The following is an 18,128-nucleotide window of genomic DNA, read 5'->3' on the forward strand; positions in this document are numbered from 1 at the left end:
GTGGAGTCTCCTTGTTGTCAGTCAAAAAAATCGGTGAGGGCTGATCGATGATGTCGGCGCAGGGATCAATGCGCGCTCAACGCACCGGTCAGGGGTGACAGCGGATTGCTGCCAGAGGTGCCGGCGGCGTTCGTGACGCCACCCAGCGCATTCGTGATCGGAGCGAGCGGGTTGCCGCTGCCGGCTGCGCCGCTCAGTGCGCTCGTTACCGGTGCCAGCGGATTGCTTCCGCCGCCGAGGCCGCCACCGAGCGCGCCCGTGATCGGCGCCAGCGGATTCGCCGAGCCGCCGCTACCGCCATTGACCAGGCCCCCGGTGCTGGCCACCGTGCCGCCGACGGCGCCGACCACACCGCCAACGTCTGCCGTGAGTGGGTTGCCGCCGGCCGCGCCGACTTGCGCCCCCGCGCTCTGCAGGCCGCCGCCAACCGTGTTGAGTGCACCGGCCAGCGGGCCACCGAGCATGGTCGTGCTGCCGACCGTCTGCGTGCCCTTCACCACCTGCGACGACAGCGGCACGATCGCGTTGCTGGTCTGCTGCGTGATCTGCTGGACGGGGCCGCTCGACGTGCCAATCGTGACGAGCCCGCCAGCACCCTGCATCACCTGACCCAGCGCAGACACACCGCTGCCCACCGGCGACGTCACCGGATTCAACGGCGCCAGCGGGCTACCAGCGGCACCCAGATCCGAGACGGTCTGGCCCGCGTTGCCCACCGTCACCCCGGCGGAGCGGATCACGTCACCCGAGCTCTGCACCGTGGTTCCGACCGGGTCGGGCGTCGAGCCGATCTTGCCGAGCCCGTTGTTGATGCCGCCGCCCAATGTTTGGACCGTATTGCCGGCGGACGTGACCGTCGCGCCAAGATCCTTCTGCGCCGCCGTGCCGCCGATGACGGGCACCGACGCCGTACCGATCGTCGTGCCAAGGTCGCTGACGGTCTTGCCCGTCTGCGTGACGACGTTGCCGCCGCCACCGGCGACGTTGCCGACCGGCACAGCGCCTGGATCGTTGTTGGCCGACGATGAGGGTGTCGTATCACCGTTCGGGTTGCCGCCCGAAGCGCAACCGGCCAGCGTTAGCACGGCTACTGCAGCTGCTGCCAGCAGGGTGCGCGACGCCGAAGCGGCGGACAACGAAGCGGAAGAAGAAGTGTGGAGCGGGTTCTGAATTTTCATCATGGTGAGTCTCCTTGTAAGCGCGGCCCGTACCGCGTGTCACCGCCGGGTCAGAAGAACGCGCATCTGGCGTCCAGCGGGTAGCATCCGCCTGCGTTTGCTGTCGAATGCAAAGAAAGTTCTACAGAGCAGTGGCTAGTGATGCACGCCGGATGTCACACCCGACAGCACACCGCCAACCAACCCGCCCACCGTTGTGCCGACGCTGCCCAATCCGCCGGTACCACCACCGCCGACTACGCCAACGGAACCAAGCGCACCGACACCAGGCAGCCCCGCCGTCAGCGAACCGACTGCCGTCGTGACCGGCGCCAGCGCACCACCGAGCGCACCGGTCAGCGCACTACCCGGCGCACCACCCGCGGCAGACGGCGCCGCCGGCGAGACCATCGTCGACAACCCGGTGGTGATCGAACCGAGCGCACCGACCGTGCTGCCCAACGTCGACACCAGCGCATCACCCTTGCCGGCCGTCGTGATCGTGCTGCCCGCGCCGCCAAGCGCGCCGCCCAGCGTCGCCAGCACGTTGCTCACCGGCGCACCAAGGCCCGTCGCCGCGCCCAGCGTTTGTGTGGTCGAGGTCAGCGTGCTGGTGAGCGGCACGATGGCGGTGATGGTGGTGGTCGTCACCTGCTCGACAGGGCCGGTCAGCGTCGCGATGGGCGTGCTGCCGGTCGAGCCGGTGCCACCCGTTGCATTGCTGCCGTTGTCGTTCGACCACGTGGGCGAGCTCGATGCCGCGATCGCCGGCTTGGATTGCGAATTGCTGCCGCCGCCAAGCGACGTACCCATGTCGCCGCTGCCCGAATTCGCGCAGCCCGCCAGCATGGCGAGCGATGCCGTCGCCAGCACGCACTGCAGGAACACTCCGCGCTTCGGCGGATTCGATTTCGACAAGAACGCTAGATCGCGCATCTTGTGCCTCCACTACTCAGAACAGAACGCTTGTGTTGGACCCCTTCTGTCTTGCGCTCTTTGCTCGTCGGGTTTGTCGTCGCCAGGCTGTGGGGTTGGCGACGACCTCCCTGTCTTGTCACGGGCCACGCGCAGGTCCGTGCCACACCGCGCGATCGATGCCGTGCTCATGTGGTGAGCGGATCGTGAAGTGAAACCGAATGGCATGACAATCAGCGTCAACCTGACACCCAGATATGCGGTTGCAGCAATTCACGAACTTGATTCCGAATAAAACGACACTGGAAGCCAATCTTTGGGCAGAAAAGCCGCAGCAAAAATGGCCTGTGGATCGCCGTAGAACAATCCTTCTATCGTCGTAAAACAGCCTCGTTTCAAACGCGGTTGCGTGAAGTTTTCAGCGGTTGCTGAGCAGGGTTTTCCCGCGATTGGTGATCCGTTTCGCACAGCGCATGTCGCGATCGCACGGTCGTGCTCACCCGCAGTTCGGCATCGTCACGCCCGGGGGGCGGTGTCGCATGCATCGACACCAACATCGCGCGCGTCGATGCGATTCGCGCGCGCATGCATCGATGCGTCGACTCTCTCGCTAACACGTCGCGCATCGGATGCGCGGCACGCGACTTGCGGTACCTGCATGCACGCTGTTGACCATCGCAATCGCATCGACTTCGCGCGGTGCGCATCGACGGTGTTCGAGATGCGTGTCAGCAGCGTCATCGACACGTTCAACATGTCGATGCGCATGTGTCGAGCGCATCGATTGCGTGCGTATCGACGTGTTGAGCGCGAAAAATTCGCGCGCGTTGTCGCATCTACGCATCGTTTTTTTCGACACGCATCGCGCTGCTCGCACGTCGGTGAGCACGACGATGGCGAATGCGCGCGAGGCGCGTGCGTGTGTTCACGATGCACACGCGCACAACATCGCGTGTTGCTGTAAACCGGCATGACCACTGGGTTTGCGGGACGCGTGTGTCAACGTGGAGCAACGCCGTAACGTGATGTCATGACGCAAGAAAATGCGCCTTCGCGAGATCGATCTGCGTGCATGCGCGATTCGAATCGCAGCGACGCACAGACGCAGCGCAATCCTTCACCAAAACTCACCGCGCTTTTTGCATAAATCTCTTAACATCACCGCGCAAACGAATTATGATTCGCCTTGACAAGACGTTGACTTCGATGCAAGGAAGCTTCGCGCGATCAACGACGATGAAGTTCCAAGCGGCAAGTGAAAGGTAGTCGAGGAGCGTAACCACTTTGATGCACGCCACGCCGACAAGGCTGTTCGAACTCGGTGCCGTCTCTGCGATCCCCCCGTCGGGATGGGCGTACTACCCCCAAAAGAAAACGCGCGCTCTCCAGTTTCTCGCTGTCTGTAAAGTCACGCTGCACGCGGCTTTGCGGTCCACGCAGCGATTCGCGCAAGATCAGATTTCGACCGGTGTGGCCACGATGCCCCGGTCCTCTCAATTGATGAAGACTCGCCGGATGCAATCTGTCTGGCCGACTGCGGTTACGCCTGTGTGCGCAGCCGAGGCGTGTAACTTGCTGCGTGTTTCCGCCGCGCAAGTCGCAGATCTTCCTACCGAATTCATTAGCGTGCGACTGCCGTTGGGTGGTGCGCCGATGAATCGCTCGCTCGGTTGGTCTGGCGGTGCCAATGCATCGTGGGATCGGGCCGGTCGGGTTGCTCAATCTCGATAGTTCGATACCCAATCTTGAAGGAGTTTCCCATGGCAACTGCTGCTAAGAAGAAACCGGCCGCCAAGGCCCCGGCCAAGAAGGCCGCTGTGAAGAAGGCTCCGGCCGCCAAGAAGGCTGCTGCAAAGAAGGCTGCTCCGGCCGCTAAGAAGGCTCCGGCCAAGAAGGTCGCAGCTAAGAAGGTCGCTGCCAAGAAGGCACCTGCCAAGAAGGCCGCAGTGAAGAAGGTTGCAGCCAAGAAGGCACCTGCCAAGAAAGCTGCTGTGAAGAAGGTTGCAGCCAAGAAGGCACCTGCCAAGAAAGCTGCTGTGAAGAAGGTTGCAGCCAAGAAGGCTCCGGCTGCGAAGAAGGCTGCTGCTAAGCCTGCTGCGAAGAAGGCTGCCGCCAAAAAGGCCCCGGCTGCGAAGAAGGCTGCTGCCAAGCCTGCTGCGAAGAAGGCCCCCGCGAAGAAGGCTGTCGCCAAGCCCGCTGCTGCTCCGGCCGCTGCACCTGCTGCACCTGCTGCCAAGACCGCGCTGAACCCGGCTGCGGCATGGCCGTTCCCGACCGGCAACCGTCCGTAAGTCATTCTTACGACGGTGATCCTCCGGGACCACAGCGGCGCGCAGGTCGCGCCCACCTGATCGGATACTGCGTATCCGGTCCGCAAGACCTCAGTGTCTTGCACCGCCCGCCGATCGGCTCACGCCCCGGCGGGCTTTTTCTTGCCCGAGCGTCGCGCATACGTTTCTCGCGGGCATAAAAAAACCGCACCGGCGCGATGCCGGTGCGGTGTTTCCAATCAACCCCTCGGCCTATCGGCCGAGCGTCGTCGATCAGTGCGTTACGCGTGTCACGCCACCCGATGAGAGCAGACGCACGCGCTCTCCAGGGCGGAAGGCCTCGTCCGCGTCCTGCGTGATGGCGCGGTACTCGCCGTTGTCGAGCTTGACCGTGATTTCCAGACCCGGACGCTTGTTCATCTGACCCTCGAGCGCGCTGCCTGCAACGCCACCGAGAATCGCACCGAGCACACCCGCCGCCACCGAGCCGTTGCCGCGCCCGATGGCTGCTGCCGAACCGATGCCGCCGATCGCGCCGCCGGCAATGGTGCCAACGCCGGTCTGTTCACGGTCGATCACGACATTGCGCACGGAATCCACCGTACCGAAGCGCACGGTCTGCTCGCGCTGCGCTTGCACCGAGGTGTAAGCGCTGTTGGAGTTGGTGCCCATGGCGCAGCCTTGCAGGCCAAGGGCGGCGACCAGCAGAGTCGCGGCGCCGATGCGATAGATGGGTTTCATGTTGATTCCTTATTGATACCGGTACCCGAAAGCGGATTCAAAGCGCCGGGCAATCTCGTCGACGGGCAGGCCGTGATTCTGCGGGCCTTGGCAAGCGATCTTGAGTGAGCCCATCAGGCTGGCGAGGCGGCCGGTGGTGTCCCAGTCCAGGCCGTTCTCGATGCCGTAAAGCAGGCCGCCGCGGAACGCGTCGCCGCAGCCGGTCGGGTCGACCACGCGTTCGGCCGGCACGACCGGAATAGTGTACTGCTTGCCGCCGGCGTAAATCTCCGCCCCTTCTTCCCCGCGCGTGACGATGTAAGCCTCGACGCGCTGCGCAAGTTCTGCCGCACTGTAGCCCGTGCGTGACAGCATGACCTGCGCTTCGTAGTCATTGACCACCACGTAGCTGGCGAGTTCAACGAAGTGGCGGAGGTCGGCGCCGTCAAACAGCGGCATTGCCTGGCCCAGATCAAAGATAAAAGGCACGCCGGATTCGGCAAATTGCGTCGCGTGGTGCAGCATGCCTTCGCGGCTGTCGGGGCCAACGAGGCCGAGCCTGGCCGGCAGCGCATTCTTGACCGAATTGATGCTCGAATGGCTCATCGCGCCTGGGTGAAACGCGGTGATCTGGTTGTTGTCTCGGTCGGTCGTGATCATCGCTTGCGCGGTGAACGTGTCCGGCACCTCCGTGACATGCGTTGTCGAGATACCGAGCTTCTGCAGATAGTCCAGATACGGGCCCGCATCCTGGCCGACCGTGCCCATGATGATGGGTTCGCCGCCGAGCATTTTCAGCGTGAAGGCGATGTTGCCTGCGCAGCCACCGAACTCCCGGCGCATGGTCGGCACCAGAAAGGAAACGTTCAGGATGTGGATCTTGTCGGGCAGGATGTGTTCACGGAAGTGTCCGTCGAACGTCATGATGGTGTCGTAGGCAACCGAGCCGCAGATCACGCTGGCCATATTGAAGCACTCCAGATATGACACGGCCGCCCAGTGGACGGCCGTGTGATGAACGAGAGACCGGAAGCCGGTCTCGATGCAATCAGTTCAGCTTACTTCAGCGCAGCCAGGGCGGCGTCGTAGTTCGGCTCGTCCTTGATTTCGGGCACGAGTTGCGAGTACAGGACGTTGTCGTTGGCGTCGAGCACAACCACGGCACGCGCGGTCACGCCAGCCAGCGGGCCCGACGTGATATCGACGCCGTAGGCTTGCTTGAAACCCTTGTCGCGGAAGGTCGACAGCGGCTTCACATTCGCGATGCCTTCGGTGGTGCAGAAGCGGCCGGCCGCGAACGGCAGGTCAGCAGAGATGGAGAGCACGACGGTGTTATCCAGCTTGGCAGCGGCTTCGTTGAACTTGCGCGTCGAGGTGGCGCACACCGGGGTGTCCAGGCTCGGCACGATGTTCAGAACCTTGCGCTTGCCGGCGAAGTCAGCGAGCGAGACGTCTTTCAGGTCTGCGCCGACCAGCGTGAATGCCGGGGCTTTCGAGCCTGCGGTCGGGAATTGGCCGCCGACTTCGATCGGGTTGCCGCCAAGGGTCACGTTTGCCATGGTGTTACTCCTTCCTTTGATACGTGTTGGGGAAAAGCCGCTAACAGGACCCTCCTGGCATCTGCGTCGGCACGCTTGGCCGGCAGGGTCTTGTTAGCGGCTCTAAGCCAGGGGTGAAGATTCAGGGGTAAAAAATCAGGACCCGGTAATTGGCCGTCGGGCGCTGGGACTGGAATCGTACCCGAATCGGTAGTTCGGCGCGGGCGGGCAGCCCTGACTTGCCGTATGCACTGTCGCTCGGGTTCAGGTAGTCGGCAGGTAGCAGCGCACGGCGCGAGAGCAGTTGGTCTTGCAGGTCGGTCGTGATCAGCTCGATGGCCGGCAGCGCGATGGGGCCGCCGGCGCGGTTGCGCAACGTAGCCGTCAGCACGTACTGATCGGATGCATCGCCTTCTTGCCGCTGCAGTTGCGACGATTCGATCTGCAATGCATCGAGATCACGCGGCGGCGCGATCGTGCAGCGCAGTGGCTGGCACAGGGCTTCCAGCATCGGGCGCGTGGAGGGCACACGGCGCGCGATCTCGGCGCGCGCGAGGAAGAGCATCTGCGCCACCGCCAACACCGTCAGCAAGCCGATCGCGATGCGCGCGAGGGCACGGCGTCCGGTCGTTTTGCGTGCCTGCTCGCGGGCCTGTGCGGCACGCAAAAAATCCAGCGTCGCGGCAGAGACACCATGATTCGGGCCACGCACCTTGCGCGGAGCGCCAGTTAGCGTGCGCTGCGGGGTCGGACTGGTCAGCTCGGCTTGCGTGCGACGTGCGTGACCATGGCGGCGTGGCACCGGCGCAAAAAGCGTGTGCGGATCGGTTTCGTGGCGCATCCAGACCGAATCGTGCTTCTCGGCCTCGGGCTTCAGGGGTGCGACAGCTGCCGGCGCAGACGCGGTCACCACCGGAGCCGCCGTGGGCGCGATGGCCGGCTCTACCGGCAGGTCTGCCGACGGCTGCTTGGGCACGGCGGCGGCGAATGCGTCTTCCTCGTCATCAAGGTCGCGGATGGGCGGCAGGCCGTGGAACGGATCGGCGGGGGCGGCGGGAGCGACGGACGCGGCAGGCGGTTCGGGTTGCGCTGCCTGCTGCGCGGGCTCGGCGGCAGACTCGGCAGCGTGCTCGATCGGCGCCTCGGCCGGTAGCGGGCGCGTGTCCGGCGCGGTCGATTGCACGTCGGGCACGGGTGTTGCGCCTTCCACTTCCCCCAGATGCACTTCCGCGACGCTTTCTTCCGGAACGTCTTCTTCCCAGATCAGCGTCATGCCGAAGCCGTGATCGTCCTCTGCGGCAGGTGGCGCCGCGGGCGTTTCCGGTTCAGGGGTGGCGGGCGTTGAGAGCGGCGCTATGCGAGCGGCGCGTTCTGGCGATTGCTGTGGCTGCGGTGCTTCGGCGGTGGGCGCCGCAGGCGTGGGCGCCGCGCCAAGCTCGATCAGATGATCGCGGCCGTCGAAGACGTGATTGCAGCGGCCGCAACGGACGAGCCCGCCGCGCAGCCGAAGCTGATCGGCGACAACGCGGAATGCGGTTTGGCAGTTGGGGCAGCGGGCGGCCAAACGTGGCGTAGCTTGTGGCGCAGTTGCCATGCGGAACGAGGAGAAAAAAGCCGACCGCGCGAGTATTGCAGACAGTGGCGCCAGCGTCGACCTTTGCCGGCGACACTGGCGCGCAATGCAGTGAAATTACGCGGGCTTCACACCGTGCAGGCAGACCCAGCCGTCACGTGCACGCCAAACGGTGAGCGGAATGACCGAGGCATACGCGGCGGCCACTTCTTCGGCTTGGCGCTCGAGCACGCCAGACAGAATCAGCCGGCCGCCCGGGCGCACGCGTGCGCACAGCATGGCAGCCATCAGCTTCAGCGGGTTCGACAGAATGTTGGCGACGACCAGATCGAACGTGCCTTCCGGTGCATCGTCGGGCAGGGCGAAGGTGGCTTCGACGTGGTTGCGCTCGGCGTTGTAGCGCGAGGCTTCCACCGCGTTCGGATCGATATCGACACCGACGGTTTCACCGGCGCCGAGCTTCTTGGCGACGATGGCCAGGATGCCCGATCCGCAGCCGTAGTCGAGCGTGCGTTCGCCGGGTTGCACGTGCTGCTCCAGCCATTCCATGCACAGGCGCGTGGTCGGGTGGCTGCCCGTGCCGAAGGCGAGGCCCGGGTCGAGCTCGAGCACCACGGCGTCGGGCTCCGGTGCGTCGTGCCACGACGGCACGACCCAGATGTGCTCACCAATATGAATGGGCTCGAACTGCGATTGCGTGACGCGAACCCAGTCCTGCTCTTCGACTTCGCGCACGGTGTACGCAGGCAGCGGCGTCAGATTGATCTCGTTGGCCGCGGCCGCCACCAGCAGTGCCGGGTCGGCATCGTCAGCGAGCAGCGCAACCACGCGCGAGCGGTTCCACGCCAGGCGTGTCGGCTCGTGGCCGGGCTCGCCAAAGAGCGGCTGCTCTTCGGGCGTGTCGGCATCGGCGTCTTCCACCGAGACCGACAGCGCGCCGAGATCAAATAGGGCTTCGGACAACGCTTCGGCGTCGTCTCGCGCCACTTCGAGCACGCATTCGCGGTACGTCACTTGCCGCCACCCTTGGCCACTTCCTGTTGCGCCAGACGGTGCTCCAAGTAGTGAATGTCGGTGCCGCCTTCAACGAAGTTGGCGTCGAGCATCAGGTCGCGGTGCAGCGGCACGTTGGTCTGGATGCCTTCCACCACCATTTCCGACAGGGCGATACGCATGCGGGCGATGGCCTGCTCGCGTGTAGCGCCGTACGTGATGACCTTGCCGATCATCGAGTCGTAGTTAGGCGGCACGAAGTAACCGTTGTAAGCATGCGAGTCCACGCGGACGCCCGGACCGCCCGGCACGTGCCAAGACGTGATGCGACCCGGCGACGGCGTGAACTTGAACGGATCTTCTGCGTTGATGCGGCACTCGATGGCGTGGCCCTTGAGCACGATGTCCTTCTGGCGGAAGCGCAGCTTTTCGCCGGCCGCCACACGGATCTGCTCCTGCACGATGTCGACGCCCGTGATCATTTCCGTGACCGGATGTTCGACCTGCACGCGCGTGTTCATTTCGATGAAGTAGAACTCGCCATTTTCGTACAGGAATTCGAACGTACCGGCGCCACGGTAGCCGATCTTCTTGCAGGCCTCGGCGCAGCGGTCACCAATGCGCTCGATCAGGCGGCGCGGAATGTGCGGTGCCGGCGCTTCTTCGATCACCTTCTGGTGGCGGCGCTGCATGGAGCAATCACGCTCGCCCAGCCAGACGGCGTTGCGGTGCTGGTCGGCCAGGATCTGGATCTCCACGTGGCGCGGATGCTCCAGGAACTTCTCCATATAGACTTCCGGATTGCCGAAGGCACGGCCGGCTTCTTCGCGCGTCATGTTGACGGCGTTGATCAGCGCAGCCTCGGTGTGGACCACGCGCATGCCACGGCCACCGCCGCCACCAGCCGCCTTGATGATCACCGGATAGCCAACCTTCTTGGCCGTTGCCAGAATTTCCTTCGGGTCTTCCGAGAGGGCGCCTTCCGAGCCCGGCACGCACGGCACGCCGGACTTGATCATCGCTTGCTTGGCCGAGACCTTGTCGCCCATCAGGCGGATCGATTCAGGCGTCGGGCCGATGAAGGTGAAGCCGGATTGCTCCACGCGCTCGGCAAAGTCGGCGTTCTCCGACAGGAAGCCGTAGCCAGGGTGGATTGCCTGGGCGTCGGTAACTTCGGCGGCCGAGATGATGGCCGGCATGTTCAGGTACGACAGCGGCGACGGTGCCGGGCCGATACACACCGCTTCGTCGGCCAGCTTGACGTATTTGGCTTCCTTGTCCGCCTCGGAATAGACCACCACGGTCTTGATGCCGAGTTCGCGGCAGGCGCGCTGGATGCGAAGAGCGATCTCGCCGCGATTCGCGATCAGGATCTTGTCGAACATCGTGTTCTCGCTACAAAAAGGAGAGGCGAGGGCGCTGTGGCTGGGCTGCGCTCAGGCAGCCCTTGTGCGCCGGCTCGCGCTCGGATGCGGCACGCTGCGCGCCGCACGATGAGGGTCGGATGCCGGAAGATCAGCCGATCACGAACAGCGGTTGGCCGTATTCCACAGCCTGGCCGTTCTCGATCAGGATTTCCTTGATAACGCCGGCCTTGTCCGCTTCGATCTCGTTGAGCAGCTTCATCGCTTCGATGATGCAGATCGTCTGACCTTCCTTGACGGTGTCGCCCACCTTGACGAACTCGGCCGCGCCCGGCGACGGCGAGCGATAGAACGTGCCGACCATCGGCGACGTCACGATGTGGCCAGCCGGCAGGGCCGGGGCAGCGGCCTCAGCGCCAACGGCGGCCGGAGCCACTGCGGCGGGTGCGCCCATAGCCGGTGCTGCCTGCATCGGCATCGGCGCATATTGCATCGGGGCCACCACTTGCGGCGCCGACTTGACGATGCGGACCTTGCCTTCGCCTTCGGTCACTTCGAGTTCCGAAATGCCCGATTCGGCCACCAGGTCGATCAGCGTTTTCAGCTTGCGCAAATCCATGAACGTTCTCCTGCAGCGTCGGCGGTCTGGGGCAGTGGATGCGCGCGAATGGCTCTTCAGCCGCACATCGGTCAAAAGCGCTCCAGGCGCTGGCGTCGTTGCGTTGGTTAAGTGGTTGAAATAAAAGGAAGAAGACGGCTGATCAGCCGCCGTGTTGGTCTATTGCGAAGTCCAGCGCCGCCAGATAGCCGCGCCAGCCCAATCCGCAAATCACGCCCACCGCCTGGTCCGCCAGATAAGAATGGTGGCGGAACGGCTCACGACGATGCACGTTGGACAGATGCACTTCGATATACGGGATCACCACGCCGGCCAGCGCGTCGCGCAGAGCTACGCTCGTATGCGTGTAGGCGGCCGGATTGATGATGATGAATTCAATGCCTTCGCTTTTGGCAGCGTGGATGCGGTCCACCAGCGCACCTTCATGGTTCGACTGGAAGTGAGCAAGCGTCACGCCGCGCGCCGTGGCGCGTTCGACCAGGGCGGCGTTGATGTCAGCAAGAGTGGTTGCACCATAGACTTCCGGCTCGCGCGTCCCCAGTAAATTGAGGTTCGGGCCGTGCAGTACGAGCACGTTGCGAAGCGCTTTGGCGATGGGTTTATCAGCCACGGTTTTGACCGGTTGAGCGAAGTTGGGCGCAATTTACAGCAACTTAGAATGCTTTGTCTAGTTTTTGCTGAAAAACTATCGAGAAATCGGTGTTTTCACCGATCTTGGGCATGCTGTCTACGCATTTGCCGAAGAAGAAGGGGAGTTGCGTGCACATGAACGTCATATGACGTTTTTGTACATTCACGTGCGCTGCAGGGCCTCACGCAATTCGTCAGCATGCACACGACCCATCTTCCGGAAAATGATCTCGCCTTGTGCGTTGAGAATCACAGTGAACGGAAGCCCCCCGACTTCGTTTCCGAACTGGCGGCCCAGCTCCGTGCCGCCAAAGCCCGCAACGGCAATGGGGTATGTGACGGGTACCTTACCCAGAAAAGTCTGGATATTGGACGCCGAGTCGATCCCGATGCCAACGAACTTTGCCTTGGCTTTTTGCTCCTGTGCCAGCGCAGACAGTTCTGGCATTTCCTCCACGCAAGGACCGCACCATGGTGCCCAGAAATTGATCACCACCGGCTGGCCACGAAACGCTGCCAGATCCAGGGGCGCGCCATTGGCGTCTGGAAGCTTGCTGCCGTAGAACGCGGCGACGGCATTGTCAGCCGGCGTTTGGGGCTCAGTGGCGCGATGTCCAAAATAGACGCCCGCCGCCGCGGCAAGCAGGCCGGCAATCAACAGGGCAATCAGTGCGGTACGGCGGGACATGGTTTTGCGGAGGTCTCTATATATACAGAGGCGGAGCGTGCGGGATTGTACTCCTGTCGGCCGATCACCCCTGCGACAGTAGGGCACGCACTGCCGCCGCGTCGCCGCGCTGGGTTTTGCCGGTGGCGTCGGCGCGTCGCGCGCCGCGCACATCGTTCATGTCATATAGGGCGATATGGACGCCGACGGGCGTGCCTGTTTCAGCGCGCAGCTCGCGCGCAAGCTCCCGGGATTCGGCCCCCGCGGGCCACTGGCCGCGCCATAGGAAGCTGAGCGTTTCCACCTCGTCTCGGCCGGCGAAGTGAGCGCTCTCTGTTGTGTCGAAATCCACGCCGGCGTTGAGCAGGAAGATCGCCACGTCCTTCGGGCTGTCGCAGAAGACCTGCAGGTGGATGTCGGAGTGCTCGCTGGCGGTCCCGTTGAAGACTGCGCCCGCCAGGTATGGGTTATGGACTGCCAGCCCTTCCATCAGCAGGAGTGCGATGCGGCGCAGCAACGCCAGCACGCGCGGTTGGGACTCGGCCTGGAACAGCGCCTGGTATTCGCGGACTTCCGTTTCGACCTGTTCGTTGTCGGGCAGCCATTCGCCGGGCGCGCGGGATTCCGTGCCGAGCACCTGGCGCGCGGCCTTGCGCTTGGCTGTAGCGTAGTCAGCGCCGTCTTCCGCGATCATGCGAGCGGCGGTGATGGCGATTTCTTCCCGCACGCGGGCGGGGTCGAGGCTGGGGCGTTTGGACATGGCTCTATTTTACTGAAGCGCGGGGGCCGGTCTGAAGCCGCAGGTACAATGCGGCGCAACGAAGTTGAGATGGCTCCCATGCATATCCACATCCTTGGAATCTGCGGCACCTTCATGGGCGGCATTGCCTTGATTGCCCGCCAGGCCGGTCACCGCGTCACCGGCTGCGACGCCAACGTCTACCCGCCGATGAGCACCCAGCTCGAAGCGCAAGGTATCGAGCTGATTGAGGGTTTCGACCTCGAACAGCTGTCCATCGGCGCCGATCTGTACATCATTGGCAACGTGATCTCCCGTGGCAATCCGCTGATGGAAGCCATCCTGGATCGCAATCTGCCCTACATTTCCGGCCCGCAATGGCTGGGCGACAACGTACTGCGTCAGAAATGGGTGCTTGCCGTGGCAGGCACGCATGGCAAAACGACCACCACGTCGATGCTCGCCTGGATTCTGCAGGACGCAGGCTACAACCCAGGGTTCCTTGTGGGCGGTGTGCCGCGCAACTTTGGGCTGTCGGCGCGGCTCACGGAATCCGACTTCTTCGTCATCGAGGCCGACGAGTACGACACGGCCTTCTTCGACAAGCGCAGCAAGTTCGTCCATTACCGCCCCCGTACGGCCATATTGAATAACCTGGAATTCGATCACGCCGACATCTTTCCTGATCTTGCGGCAATCGAAACCCAATTTCACCACCTGGTGCGCACCGTGCCCGGTCAAGGCCGCCTGCTCGTCAATGGTCGCGAAGATAGCCTGAAGCGTGTACTTGAGCGCGGATGCTGGTCGGAAGTTGAGCAATTCGGCGCAGAAGACGTCCTCGGTTGGGAAATCGCGAACCTGGGTGAAGACGATAGCTTCGACGTGATTTTCAACGGCCAACCGCAGGGTCGGGTCCGCTGGGCACTTCAGGGCGATCACAACCGCATGAATGCGCTGGCGGCGATTGCCGCCGCACGTCACGTCGGCGTGCCGCCTGCGCAAGCCATTGAAAGCCTGGCTCGTTTCGAAAATGTGAAACGCCGTATGGAAGTACGTGGCACCGTCAATGACGTGACCGTCTACGACGATTTTGCCCATCATCCGACCGCCATTCGTACGACGATCGAGGGCCTGCGTCGTCGCGTAGGGAAGGGGCGCATCCTTGCGGTGTTGGAGCCACGCTCAAACACCATGAAATTGGGTGTGATGAAACAGGCGCTTCCGGACAGTTTGTCTGGAGCAGATCAAGTCTTCGCTTACGGGGCTGCCGATGGCCGCGATGCAATCGGCTGGGATCTGGCTGGCGCGTTGGCACCGCTGGGGGAGCGCGCGAAGGCATTCTCTGATCTGGGCGTTCTAGTCGCAGACGTCACTGCTGCCGCTCGCCCAGGCGACCATGTCCTTGTCATGAGCAACGGCGGGTTCGGCGGCGTACACCAGAAGCTGCTGAACGCCTTGGCTGAACGCGTCGGTACCGCCAACTGATCTGTATATGCCGGCATCCATCGTCTATCTGCACGGATTCCGTTCGTCGCCGCGCTCGTTCAAAGCGCAGTTGTTGGCCCGGCGGATGACTTCCGTGGGGCTGGCAGATCAATACGTTTGCCCGACATTGCCTGTATCACCGAGCGAGGCGATGGCCGAAACAGAGGCGCTGATCGCTGAGTTGGGTACGCGTGACGGCATCAAGCCTGTGCTTATCGGCTCCTCTCTGGGTGGTTTTTACGCCACTTGGCTGGCTGAGCGGCATGGGCTTCGCGCGGCAATGCTCAATCCCGCTACCCGCCCAGAGCGGGATCTCGCCAAATACGTCGGCGAACAGCCGTTGTGGCATGGTGGCGGCACGATTCGTGTTGAGACGCATCACCTTGATGAGCTGCGCGCGCTCGCTGTGCCCGCCGTCACGCAACCAGAGCGCTATTACCTGCTGGCCGCGACCGGGGATGAGGTGCTCGACTATCGCGAAATGCTGGGCCACTTTCCTGGCGCGGTCACCCGCATCATTGAGGGTGGCGACCATGGCATCAGCGATTTCGCCCAGTACATGGACGAAGTGCTCGTCTTCTGCGGCGTTCCCGCCGACCTGTTGGCCGCGCATCCGTTTAGCGCCGCATGACCGATTCCCCGTCTTACCCGCGCAGCCTCTGGCGCAGCGCGTTGCCTCCGGCTGTCGTCTATGACCGGCATTGGGCACGCTGGGCAGTTGGCGCCGACTCGCTGACTGCGCGGCTTCGTGCGGCGTCATCGCGCTTCCGCGTTCAATTGCTGGGCCAGCGCCGCGCGATGCCGCTGCGTGACGAGTGGCGCTCCCTCGGCATGGCAGGCCCAGCTGACACGTTGGTCCGCGAGGTTTTGCTGATCTGCGACGACATCCCGGTGGTCTATGCCCACACCATCGTGCATCCGCGCAGCGTGGCGCTTGACTGGCCGTTCCTGAAAGCACTGGGGACGCAGCCGCTGGGGCACTCGCTGTTTGCCGATCCACGTGTCGAGCGCGGGGGTTTCGAATTCGCCTTGCTGGACGCGCGCCACCCGCTGGTGCGCCGTGCGCACGGGGCGCTAGGCGACGTGCCCGTTGCCGGCACCGCCCGGTTGCCGGCCCGCAGATCGGTGTTCCGGCGTGGAGCGAGCGCGATGCTCGTGACTGAGGTTTTCCTGCCTGCGCTGGCCAACTTCCACCCGCCGCGGTAGGCGTATTTCGCGGGCCGGGCGTCCAGCCAGTGCGGTATCATCGCCCCCAACTTTTTATCGCCGCGTATTACGTTGTGACGTCAGGGTGCGCGGCCATTCCACCTCATTCAAAGCGGCGCTCGGTCGTGCGAGTGCCGCAATCCATACAAATCCATGCAGTTGCTGTTTGAAGAAGGCGGCGAGATCCGCGCGGGCACCGTCTTGTCCCAACAGGGCGAGGCCTATCAGGTCGAGTTGCCGAGCGCCAAGCGCACCAAGGTCAAGTCGCGCGACGTGTTGCTGCAATTCGCGCAGCCGTCCGCCGGCGAGTTGTCGCAGGCCGCCCAGGCGCTGTCGGCAGAGATCGACCTGGATTTCCTCTGGGAATGCGCTTCGGCCGATGAATTCGGCTTTACCGATCTGGCAGGGGAGTATTTTGGCGCCGGCGCCAATGCCACGCAGCAAGCCGCGTTGGCCATCGCGCTGCATGGCTCGCCGATCTATTTCCGCCGCAAGGGCCGCGGCCGCTATCAGCGCGCACCCGAAGATCAGCTGAAAGCCGCGCTCGCGGGCCTGGAGCGCAAGAAGCAGCAAGCCGCACTGCAGGCCGAATACGAGGCCGAGCTGAAGGCGATGCGCCTGCCCGAGGCCTTTCGCGGCAAGACGCTGCAACTGTTGTTCAAGCCCGACAAGAACAGTCTCGAATACAAGGCGCTCGACGCGGCGTGCACGGCACTGGGCCTGTCGCCGATGCGCCTGATGGTGGCGGTGGGCGGCATCGCCAATGCCCGCGCGCTGCACGAGGCGCGCTTTTTGTCGGAATGCTTCCCCAAGGGCACCGGCTTCCCTGACGTGACCGTGCCGGAACCGGCGATGGAGCTGCCGGCCGCCGACGTGCGCGCCTTCTCGATCGACGACGTGACCACCACGGAAATCGACGACGCCATCTCCGTGACCCCGATTGATGACGCCACCGTGCGCATCGGCATCCATATTGCCGCGCCGGGCTTTGGCATCCAGCGCGGCGAACCGTTGGACGTGATTGCACGCCAGCGTTTGTCGACTGTGTATTTCCCCGGTGACAAGATCACGATGCTGCCGGAGTCGGTGGTTGATCGCTACACGCTGCAGGAAGGGCGCGCGTGCCCGGCGCTGTCGCTGTATGCGACGGTCGACCGCGCCACCTGGGCAGTCACCGCCAGCGAAACGCGCTGCGAATCCGTGACCGTGGCCGCCAACCTGCGCCACAACCTGCTCGACGACGTGATCACCGCCGACGCGTTGGCCGATGGCTCGGGCGACTACCCGTTCAAGGCCGAACTGGCGGTGCTGTGGCCGTTTGTGTGCGCCTTGTACGACGGCCGCCAGCAGGCACGCATCGCCAGTGGCTTGAAGCCAGAGGGCGCGCAGAAGGGCGATTATTCGTTCTACATCGATGCGATTCCGGAACCGGAAGGCGGTGGCGAGCGCGTGCGGATCGAACAGCGCAAGCGAGGCTCGCCGCTAGACAAGATCGTTGCCGAGCTGATGATCCTGGCCAACAGCACGTGGGGCCGCATGCTGGCCGACGCCGGGGTGCCGGGCATCTATCGCACGCAGAAGGCGTGGGGCATGCACCGCACGCGCATGCAGACGTATCCGGCGCCGCACGAAGGCCTGGGCGTGGCGCAGTACGCGTGGAGCACCTCGCCGCTGCGCCGCTATGTCGATCTGGTGAACCAGTGGCAGATCGCAGCGGTGGCGCAGCACGGCGTGATGGCCAAGCTGATCGCGCCGTTCAAGCCGAAAGATGCCGACCTGCTGGCCGCTGTGGCCGACTTCGAAGCCACCTACGCTGCCTACGCTGACCACCAGTCGACCATGGAGCGCTACTGGTGCCTGCGCTGGCTCAAGCAGGAAAACCGCACGCGTATGCAAGCCGTGGTGCTCAAGGAAGGAGCCGTGCGCTTCGCCGACATTCCGCTGGTGACGAAGGTGCCGGAACTGGCGCAAACGCCGCGCGGCACGCATGTCGTGCTCGATATCCTGGACACCGACGAGATCAGCCTGGAAGTATCGTGCCGCGTGTTCGAAATCCTTACACCCGCAGCGGACGCACAAGCTGAAGCCGAAGCCATCGAAGAAGAACTGGCCGAGGCAGAGACTGAAGCCGATGTGCCGGCTGAACCACAACCGGCGGCCGATGAGGAAGAGGCTCGCGCAGAAGCCGACGCTGCTGTGGCGCCGCCGCCGCAAGACGGCGAGAGCGGTGGAACGCCTGGCGCTGCATAACT

General features: G+C 63.8%; 18 protein-coding genes. 5 read left to right on the plus strand and 13 right to left on the minus strand.

Going from position 1 to position 18,128, the window contains the following annotated elements; all coding sequences use genetic code 11:
- Positions 1-65: 65 nt before the first annotated feature.
- From NKG59_RS25725 to NKG59_RS25735, 3 genes are all read right to left on the minus strand, one after another.
- Positions 66-1,178 (minus strand): collagen-like triple helix repeat-containing protein, encoded by a 1,113-nt coding sequence (locus tag NKG59_RS25725; RefSeq protein WP_045204839.1) that lies wholly within the window; start codon positions 1,176-1,178, stop codon positions 66-68.
- A 135-nt stretch (positions 1,179-1,313) separates the two neighbouring features.
- On the minus strand, positions 1,314-2,093 hold the full coding sequence (locus NKG59_RS25730; RefSeq protein ID WP_253543031.1) for a collagen-like triple helix repeat-containing protein: 780 nt from the start codon (positions 2,091-2,093) through the stop codon (positions 1,314-1,316).
- Between the two features lie 495 nt (positions 2,094-2,588).
- Complete coding sequence (locus NKG59_RS25735; RefSeq protein WP_253543033.1) at positions 2,589-2,840, minus strand: hypothetical protein; 252 nt, start codon at positions 2,838-2,840, stop codon at positions 2,589-2,591.
- A gap of 992 nt (positions 2,841-3,832) precedes the next feature.
- Between NKG59_RS25735 and NKG59_RS25740 the strand changes: the two genes are divergently transcribed.
- Positions 3,833-4,363, plus strand: a complete 531-nt coding sequence (locus NKG59_RS25740) for a histone H1-like DNA-binding protein (RefSeq protein ID WP_253543034.1) — start codon at positions 3,833-3,835, stop codon at positions 4,361-4,363.
- A 252-nt stretch (positions 4,364-4,615) separates the two neighbouring features.
- On the opposite strand, the gene NKG59_RS25745 is transcribed toward NKG59_RS25740, so the two are convergent.
- The 10 genes from NKG59_RS25745 to NKG59_RS25790 form a co-directional block, all read right to left on the minus strand.
- Positions 4,616-5,083, minus strand: a complete 468-nt coding sequence (locus NKG59_RS25745; protein WP_045204804.1) for an outer membrane lipoprotein — start codon at positions 5,081-5,083, stop codon at positions 4,616-4,618.
- 9 nt (positions 5,084-5,092) lie between these two features.
- The gene (locus NKG59_RS25750; RefSeq protein WP_253543036.1) at positions 5,093-6,028 is read right to left on the minus strand and encodes a carbohydrate kinase family protein; all 936 of its coding nucleotides are present in this window, start codon (positions 6,026-6,028) and stop codon (positions 5,093-5,095) included.
- 92 nt (positions 6,029-6,120) lie between these two features.
- The gene (tpx, locus tag NKG59_RS25755) at positions 6,121-6,621 is read right to left on the minus strand and encodes a thiol peroxidase (protein ID WP_024979133.1); all 501 of its coding nucleotides are present in this window, start codon (positions 6,619-6,621) and stop codon (positions 6,121-6,123) included.
- Between the two features lie 121 nt (positions 6,622-6,742).
- Positions 6,743-8,194, minus strand: coding sequence for a DUF3426 domain-containing protein (locus NKG59_RS25760; protein WP_253543038.1), 1,452 nt, complete (start codon positions 8,192-8,194; stop codon positions 6,743-6,745).
- Positions 8,195-8,290: 96 nt separating this feature from the next.
- Complete coding sequence (gene prmA / locus NKG59_RS25765) at positions 8,291-9,187, minus strand: 50S ribosomal protein L11 methyltransferase (RefSeq protein ID WP_024979131.1); 897 nt, start codon at positions 9,185-9,187, stop codon at positions 8,291-8,293.
- Positions 9,184-10,551: an acetyl-CoA carboxylase biotin carboxylase subunit gene (gene accC, locus NKG59_RS25770; RefSeq protein ID WP_045204807.1), complete on the minus strand. Its 1,368-nt coding sequence runs from the start codon at positions 10,549-10,551 to the stop codon at positions 9,184-9,186. The genes prmA and accC overlap by 4 nt, the downstream gene beginning before the upstream one ends.
- Before the next feature lie 130 nt (positions 10,552-10,681).
- A complete protein-coding gene (accB, locus tag NKG59_RS25775; protein WP_045204808.1) occupies positions 10,682-11,149 on the minus strand; it encodes an acetyl-CoA carboxylase biotin carboxyl carrier protein in 468 nt (155 codons plus the stop codon).
- Between the two features lie 142 nt (positions 11,150-11,291).
- Positions 11,292-11,759, minus strand: a complete 468-nt coding sequence (aroQ, locus tag NKG59_RS25780) for a type II 3-dehydroquinate dehydratase (protein ID WP_024979128.1) — start codon at positions 11,757-11,759, stop codon at positions 11,292-11,294.
- A 183-nt stretch (positions 11,760-11,942) separates the two neighbouring features.
- Positions 11,943-12,467, minus strand: coding sequence for a TlpA family protein disulfide reductase (locus tag NKG59_RS25785; protein WP_253543040.1), 525 nt, complete (start codon positions 12,465-12,467; stop codon positions 11,943-11,945).
- A gap of 64 nt (positions 12,468-12,531) precedes the next feature.
- Positions 12,532-13,206 carry a UDP-N-acetylmuramate--alanine ligase gene (locus NKG59_RS25790; protein WP_253543049.1) on the minus strand — a complete coding sequence of 225 codons (675 nt, stop codon included), beginning with the start codon at positions 13,204-13,206 and terminating at the stop codon, positions 12,532-12,534.
- Between the two features lie 78 nt (positions 13,207-13,284).
- Between NKG59_RS25790 and mpl the strand changes: the two genes are divergently transcribed.
- The 4 genes from mpl to NKG59_RS25810 all read left to right on the plus strand — a co-directional run bounded on the left by mpl (position 13,285) and on the right by NKG59_RS25810 (position 18,126).
- Positions 13,285-14,670 (plus strand): UDP-N-acetylmuramate:L-alanyl-gamma-D-glutamyl-meso-diaminopimelate ligase, encoded by a 1,386-nt coding sequence (mpl, locus tag NKG59_RS25795; RefSeq protein ID WP_253543098.1) that lies wholly within the window; start codon positions 13,285-13,287, stop codon positions 14,668-14,670.
- A gap of 7 nt (positions 14,671-14,677) precedes the next feature.
- Positions 14,678-15,301 carry a YqiA/YcfP family alpha/beta fold hydrolase gene (locus tag NKG59_RS25800; protein ID WP_253543050.1) on the plus strand — a complete coding sequence of 208 codons (624 nt, stop codon included), beginning with the start codon at positions 14,678-14,680 and terminating at the stop codon, positions 15,299-15,301.
- Positions 15,298-15,876: a chorismate--pyruvate lyase family protein gene (locus tag NKG59_RS25805; protein WP_253543052.1), complete on the plus strand. Its 579-nt coding sequence runs from the start codon at positions 15,298-15,300 to the stop codon at positions 15,874-15,876. Before NKG59_RS25800 ends, NKG59_RS25805 begins: the two co-directional genes overlap by 4 nt.
- 153 nt (positions 15,877-16,029) lie before the next feature.
- Entirely contained in the window at positions 16,030-18,126 is a 2,097-nt protein-coding gene (locus NKG59_RS25810) for a ribonuclease catalytic domain-containing protein (RefSeq protein WP_253543053.1), read from the plus strand.
- The last annotated feature ends 2 nt before the right edge of the window (positions 18,127-18,128 follow it).

Source organism: Ralstonia chuxiongensis (assembly GCF_024158925.1).
GTDB lineage: Bacteria > Pseudomonadota > Gammaproteobacteria > Burkholderiales > Burkholderiaceae > Ralstonia > Ralstonia chuxiongensis.

Bases quoted from the DNA above. Each gene is read 5' to 3' on its own strand.
- tpx (WP_024979133.1), bottom strand. From the start codon at position 6,621: ATGGCAAACGTGACCCTTGGCGGCAACCCGATCGAAGTCGGCGGCCAA.
- NKG59_RS25800 (WP_253543050.1), top strand. From the start codon at position 14,678: ATGCCGGCATCCATCGTCTATCTGCACGGATTCCGTTCGTCGCCGCGC.
- NKG59_RS25810 (WP_253543053.1), top strand. From the start codon at position 16,030: ATGCAGTTGCTGTTTGAAGAAGGCGGCGAGATCCGCGCGGGCACCGTC.
- NKG59_RS25735 (WP_253543033.1), bottom strand. From the start codon at position 2,840: ATGCGCATCGACATGTTGAACGTGTCGATGACGCTGCTGACACGCATC.
- NKG59_RS25745 (WP_045204804.1), bottom strand. From the start codon at position 5,083: ATGAAACCCATCTATCGCATCGGCGCCGCGACTCTGCTGGTCGCCGCC.
- NKG59_RS25785 (WP_253543040.1), bottom strand. From the start codon at position 12,467: ATGTCCCGCCGTACCGCACTGATTGCCCTGTTGATTGCCGGCCTGCTT.
- accC (WP_045204807.1), bottom strand. From the start codon at position 10,551: ATGTTCGACAAGATCCTGATCGCGAATCGCGGCGAGATCGCTCTTCGC.
- NKG59_RS25730 (WP_253543031.1), bottom strand. From the start codon at position 2,093: ATGCGCGATCTAGCGTTCTTGTCGAAATCGAATCCGCCGAAGCGCGGA.
- accB (WP_045204808.1), bottom strand. From the start codon at position 11,149: ATGGATTTGCGCAAGCTGAAAACGCTGATCGACCTGGTGGCCGAATCG.
- NKG59_RS25760 (WP_253543038.1), bottom strand. From the start codon at position 8,194: ATGGCAACTGCGCCACAAGCTACGCCACGTTTGGCCGCCCGCTGCCCC.
- mpl (WP_253543098.1), top strand. From the start codon at position 13,285: ATGCATATCCACATCCTTGGAATCTGCGGCACCTTCATGGGCGGCATT.
- NKG59_RS25805 (WP_253543052.1), top strand. From the start codon at position 15,298: ATGACCGATTCCCCGTCTTACCCGCGCAGCCTCTGGCGCAGCGCGTTG.
- NKG59_RS25740 (WP_253543034.1), top strand. From the start codon at position 3,833: ATGGCAACTGCTGCTAAGAAGAAACCGGCCGCCAAGGCCCCGGCCAAG.
- NKG59_RS25725 (WP_045204839.1), bottom strand. From the start codon at position 1,178: ATGAAAATTCAGAACCCGCTCCACACTTCTTCTTCCGCTTCGTTGTCC.
- NKG59_RS25790 (WP_253543049.1), bottom strand. From the start codon at position 13,206: ATGTCCAAACGCCCCAGCCTCGACCCCGCCCGCGTGCGGGAAGAAATC.
- NKG59_RS25750 (WP_253543036.1), bottom strand. From the start codon at position 6,028: ATGGCCAGCGTGATCTGCGGCTCGGTTGCCTACGACACCATCATGACG.